The organism is Dietzia sp. UBA5065, from assembly GCA_002415925.1.
Lineage (GTDB): Bacteria > Actinomycetota > Actinomycetes > Mycobacteriales > Mycobacteriaceae > Dietzia.
In genome coordinates this window covers 4,855-9,939 of the sequence record DIAZ01000098.1, presented here as the reverse complement: position 1 = coordinate 9,939, position 5,085 = coordinate 4,855, and the positions used below count along the sequence as shown (strand labels likewise).

The following is a 5,085-nucleotide window of genomic DNA, read 5'->3' as shown; positions in this document are numbered from 1 at the left end:
GGCGCGGACCCGGGCCCGAGCGACGCCGTGAGGTTGTACCAGACCCAGAACAGCCATCCGAAAATCTCACTGGACATAGCCTCTTCACCTCCTGATTCATGGGCCGGACCTGTTTCGCGGCCCACGAGGTCAAGTCTGCGCGCGGCCTCAAACCCTGCCTACCCACCAAACCGCCCAAATCCGCCCGCCATCGGCCCAGGCGACTCCGCAATACTCGCTAAGTTCGTGGCAACGCCTAGCCGCTACGCGATCCTCGCCGGCAGCAGCATCCAACCACTCGGGCCCGTCACGACCCGTCCGGCGCCCAGCGGGCCATCACCGTCCGCAACTCCGCCGCAACCCGCGGTGGCGCCGCGCCCTCCGAGGTCTCCAGCCGCGGGGCGGCCGCGGGCATGGGGAATCCGCCGTCTTCCACAAACGCCGCCCGCTCGACGGCCTGCGGGTGCAACGGCGCCTCCCTCAGGCTCAGCACCGGCGTCACGCAGGCGTCGAGGGCGTCAAAAACCTCACCCCACTCGTCCCGACTCCGGGCCGCGAAGGCGCCTTCAAACACCTGCGTCAGCCCGAGCCAGTTCGCGGGGTCCCAGCGATCGGGCAGGTCCGCCGGAGACAAGCCGAGCCCCTCAACAAACCGGCCATAGAACACGTCCTCCAACGCCCCCACCGCCACAAAGCGACCGTCGGCGCACTCGTACGCGCGGTAGAACGGCGCGGACCCGTCGAGCAGGTTGGTCCCGCGGCGGGGCGACCACCGTCCGGCGTGCTCCCACGACCGCATGAGGGAGGTCAGGGAGCTCGCGCCGTCGGCCATCGCCGCGTCCACCACCTGGCCCACCCCGGTGCGCTCCCGCTCGTGCAGCGCGGCCAGCACGCCCACCAGCAGGAACATGGACCCGGTGGTGGACCTCGAGGGCGGCACCGCCGCCGTGTTCGACCTCGCCCACCGGGAGATCGGCTCGGCCCGCTCGACCGAGGGGCCGCCGGTCGACCTGCTGCGGCGGGTCCTGGACCAGGTCGCCGCGGACACCGAGCCGTCCGCGGGCCTCGTGACCAGGCACGCGGACGGCCACGTCGTCGCCGTCACCCCGGTGGTCACCGGGCCCGACCACCTGGGGTACGTCGCCTTTGCCAGCCGCGGCCCCGTGCCCGCGATCGGCCGGGTGCTGGGCCGCGTGGGCTCGGTGATCGCGCTGATCCTGCTGGGCCACCGCGCGCGCGACGAGGCCGACAACCGCGTGCGCGGCGAGCTGCTGGCGGAGGTCCTGGCCCCCGGCGAGCACGACCTCGAGGCGGTCGCCCGGCGGGCCGCCCGGCTCGGGGTGGACGTCGACGCCAGCCTCGTGGCGCTGGTGGTCGCGCCCGAGGGCCGGATGTCGCGGGCGCTGCAGTCCGAGTGCCGCTCCCTCGCCCGGGTCGAGAACGGGCTGGTCACCACCTACGGCGACCGCGGGGTGATGCTGCTGCCCGGGACCGACGCCGGCGCCACCGCCCGCGACGTGGCCGGGCGGCTGGCCGCGCACCGGGCGACGGTCGGCGCCTCCGGGCCGATCGCCGGCATCGCCGGACTCGCCGGGCTGGACGAGCACGTCGAGCGCGCCGGGCGGGCCGCCCGGTTGCTCCTCGCGCTGGACCGCGCGGGCGACGGCGCCGCCACCGACGAGCTGGGGCTGTACGGGCTGCTGTTCAGCGAGGTCGACCGCGGCACCGTCACGCGGCTCATCGAGCGCAACCTCGGGCCCGTGCGCGAGTTCGACCGCGCCCGCGGCACCGCGCTCCTCGACACCCTGCACGCGTGGTTCGCCGCCGACGGCAGCCCCTCGGCCACCGCCGAGCGGCTGTTCGTCCACGTCAACACGGTCTACCAGCGGCTCGACCGCCTCGACTCGGTGCTCGGCGGCGGCTGGCGGCGCGGCGACCGGGCGCTCGAGCTCCGCCTCGCGCTGCGGTTGGCCGAGCTCCGCGCGGCGTGAGCCCGGCTTTCCCCGCGGGGCGTCCGACTATCCGCCGACGCTCGACCACGTCCAGGGATCAACACACGCGACGCCGAGTGGCTCGAAATGGCGGGTGTTCCTGGTCGCGATGATCATTCCGGACGCCTGGGCGACAGCCGCGATGAGCGCGTCATCCAGCGGCGCGCGATCCGGAACCCGGTACGTCGCCACGATGCGCGCGGCGGCCAGGTCAAAGGGAAGGACGCGCCCGGCGAAGGCCGGCAGAACCCGGGTGTCGAACCACTCGCGCAGGATCTCACCCTGCCGTCGATCCGAGCGCTCCTTGGCGACGATGCCCCGTTCGATCTCACCGATGGTCATCGCGGTGACGAACAGGTCGGTCACCGGCACGGATGACGCCCACTCCTCCACCGCCGGGTGCCTCCCTCGAACCCGCAGAGCGGACACGACGTTGGTGTCCAGGACGAACCTCGCCCGCTCCCCCTCTCCGGTCACAGCTCGGCGGCGCGCGCCGTGAGGCCGAGGCGGCCGGGCTCGAACTCGATGTCACCACCGACCTCGCCGGCGAGGAGGTCAACGAGGGTGCAGGGGTCCTCCGCCAGGGCCGCGGCGAGAATCTCCCGAGTCTCGGCCTCCACCGACTGTCGATGCCGCTCGGCGCGAGCCCGCAGGGCCGCCTTGGTCCCCTCGGGGAGATTACGGATCAGAATCTGTTCTGCCATTGCGACCTCCGATATCGCCGCCATGATATCGCCGATCGCAGTGGCTCGCCAGGGGAACCGCCCGAGGCTCGCCGTGAGCCCCCGGCGCGGCTAGTTCAGGCCCGCGTAGGAGTGCAGCCCCGAGACCACGATGTTGATGAAGAACAGGTTGAAGATGAGCACCGCGAACCCGGCGAGGTTGATCCACGCCGCCTTCTTGGCGCCCCAGCCGCTGGTCGCGCGGGCGTGGAGGTAGCCGGCGTACAGCACCCAGGAGACGAACGACGCGGTCTCCTTGGGATCCCAGCCCCAGAAGCGGCCCCAGGCACTCTCCGCCCACACGGCGCCGAGCAGGATGCCCACGCCGAAGATCGGGAACGCGATCACCGTGGTGCGGTACGCCAGCCGGTCGAGGGTGTCGGCGCTGGGCAGGGGGCGCGCCAGCCGCGCGCCCCAGCCGTGCTCGGCGCCCTGCGGCTGCCACACCCGCAGCAGGTACATGATCGAGGCCACGCCGGCGATGAGCAGGATCCCCGAGCCCAGCGAGATGATCGACACGTGGATCGGCAGCCAGTACGAGCGCAGCGCCGGGACGACCGGGGCGGCCTCGGAGTACAGGTGCGTGCCGCCGAAGAACAGCAGCGCCAGCACCGGGACCAGCACGTACGGCCACGCCACCTGCATCGCCGGCTTGCGCAGGAACACCAGCCCGGCGCCCACCGCCAGCAGCGTGGTGGCCAGGATGAACTCGTACATGTTGCCCCACGGGAAGCGGTTCGTGGCGATCCCGCGCAGCACCAGCGCCGCGGCTTGGAACCCGAACGCGACCATGACGAACAGCTGCGCGATCCGCGCCCACCGCAGGCTGCCCGCGGAGGAGCGGTCCTCGTCGCCGGTGTCGGTGAGGGAGGTGGACTCCGTGAGGCCCGGGCCGCCGGCGCCGACGAGCTCCCTCTCCGAGACCTTGGCCACGCGGAACCCCGCGTAGTAGACCATCGACGCCACCAGCGCCAGCACGTAGAGCCCGAAGGCCGTGCGGAACGCCAGGTCGGAGTAGGTCGAGAGGGTCTCGTCGACGGGCATGCCCTGGGCGAGGGTCAGTGTGATCACCGGGTGTCGTCCTTCCGCGGGTCGTCGCCGGTCGTGTGGCGACTGGATGAAGTGTGCTCCGGATCGGCCCCACCGGGCAACACGGGTGTGACGGCGGACGCGGCGACCAGCCGGTCCCGCAGCTCGTCGAACTCCGAGCCCCAGCCCGATCGGTCCGTCCGGGCGAGGCCTCCCAGGTCGACGCGGGTCACGTCGTCGTCGTCGACACTCACGCGCGCCCAGATCCTCCGGCGCCGCACCATCAGGCTGAGCACCAGCCCCGCCATCATCACGGCCGCCGACACTCCCACCCAGACCTGCGTGGGGTCGGAGGAGACCTGGAGGTTGACAAACTCCTCGGCGCCGTCGAAGCGGACGGTCGTGCCGTCGGGCAGGGTCGTGGACTCGCCGGGCATGAGGTTGACGCGGGCCCGGCGCTCGAGCGCGCCGGACTCGATGAGGTCGGAGTCCAGCGAGAACACCGACTGCGGGCGGCCGGTGTCCAGGCCGGCGTCGCCCTGGTAGACGTCGATCGCCACGGCCGGGTCGTCCATCCGCGGGAAACGGGAGCTGAGGATGGTGCCGTCGAACGACGCCGTGGGCGCGAACAGCCCCTGGACGGCGATCTGCTGCGTCCGCCGCTCCGCCAGGTCGGGGTACAGCCCGGCCGGCGGGTCGAAGCGCATGATGCCCGAGGACAGGAAGGTCTGGAGCTCGGTGGGCTGCCAGGGCTGGGTGTCCGTGCGGGTCTCCCCGTTGGGGAAGGTCACCGTGAACGTGGGCGCGAAGCCGTGTCCCTGCAGGTAGACGCGGGTGGAGCCGACGCGCAGCGGGTGGTTGACGCGCATCTCGTACGGCTGCCAGGTGGCCGGGTCCGTGGTGGCCACGTCCTCGGTGTAGCGCACGTTGGAGGTGAACATCTCGGCCTGGCCGTTGGGCAGGTAGTCGGCGCGGAAGTCGGAGACCTTGATGCAGAACTGCTCGAGGTCCGTGCCGTCCACCAGCAGGCCCGCGCGGAACGAGTCGTAGGCGCTGGGGGTGGTGTTGCAGAACGCCGGCGACTCGGCGTTGGCGATGATCACCCGCATCCCCTCGGCGTAGACGAACTTGCCGGCGGCGAACATCACCAGCAGGGCGAGCAGGCCGAAGTGGAAGACGATGTTGCCCACCTCGCGGCTGTAGCCCCGCTCGGAGGAGAGCTCGATGGTGCCGGGGACGCGGCCGTCGCCGTCGTTGCGGCGGACCCTGCCCCCGAGCTCGCGGCGGATCTGGTCGGCCGCCTGCTCGGGGGTGGCCGTGGTGCGGTACGCGGCGTGGTGGGGCAGCCGGCCGAGGTTGCGGGG

Annotated in this window: 6 protein-coding genes; 1 reads left to right on the top strand and 5 read right to left on the bottom strand. The window is 72.3% G+C overall.

What is annotated here, in order from left to right; genetic code table 11:
• Positions 1-286 precede the first annotated feature (286 nt).
• The gene (locus B4M60_RS07515) at positions 287-889 is read right to left on the bottom strand and encodes a CoA transferase (RefSeq protein ID WP_414646762.1); all 603 of its coding nucleotides are present in this window, start codon (positions 887-889) and stop codon (positions 287-289) included.
• On the opposite strand from B4M60_RS07515, the gene B4M60_RS07510 reads away from it, so the two are divergent.
• A complete protein-coding gene (locus B4M60_RS07510; RefSeq protein ID WP_414646761.1) occupies positions 888-1,970 on the top strand; it encodes a PucR family transcriptional regulator in 1,083 nt (360 codons plus the stop codon). The two genes, B4M60_RS07515 and B4M60_RS07510, sit on opposite strands and share 2 nt — an antisense overlap.
• A 27-nt stretch (positions 1,971-1,997) precedes the next feature.
• Here the strand turns inward: B4M60_RS07510 and B4M60_RS07505 are convergent, their stop codons facing one another.
• From B4M60_RS07505 to B4M60_RS07490, 4 genes are all read right to left on the bottom strand, one after another.
• Positions 1,998-2,447, bottom strand: coding sequence for a type II toxin-antitoxin system VapC family toxin (locus B4M60_RS07505; RefSeq protein ID WP_291081858.1), 450 nt, complete (start codon positions 2,445-2,447; stop codon positions 1,998-2,000).
• Entirely contained in the window at positions 2,444-2,674 is a 231-nt protein-coding gene (locus B4M60_RS07500) for a FitA-like ribbon-helix-helix domain-containing protein (RefSeq protein ID WP_291081856.1), read from the bottom strand. The genes B4M60_RS07505 and B4M60_RS07500 overlap by 4 nt, the downstream gene beginning before the upstream one ends.
• Before the next feature lie 90 nt (positions 2,675-2,764).
• Positions 2,765-3,763, bottom strand: a complete 999-nt coding sequence (gene ccsB, locus B4M60_RS07495) for a c-type cytochrome biogenesis protein CcsB (protein WP_291081854.1) — start codon at positions 3,761-3,763, stop codon at positions 2,765-2,767.
• A partial coding sequence (locus tag B4M60_RS07490; RefSeq protein ID WP_291081852.1) for a cytochrome c biogenesis protein ResB occupies positions 3,760-5,085 on the bottom strand: 1,326 nt, incomplete at its 5' end. The genes ccsB and B4M60_RS07490, both read right to left, overlap by 4 nt.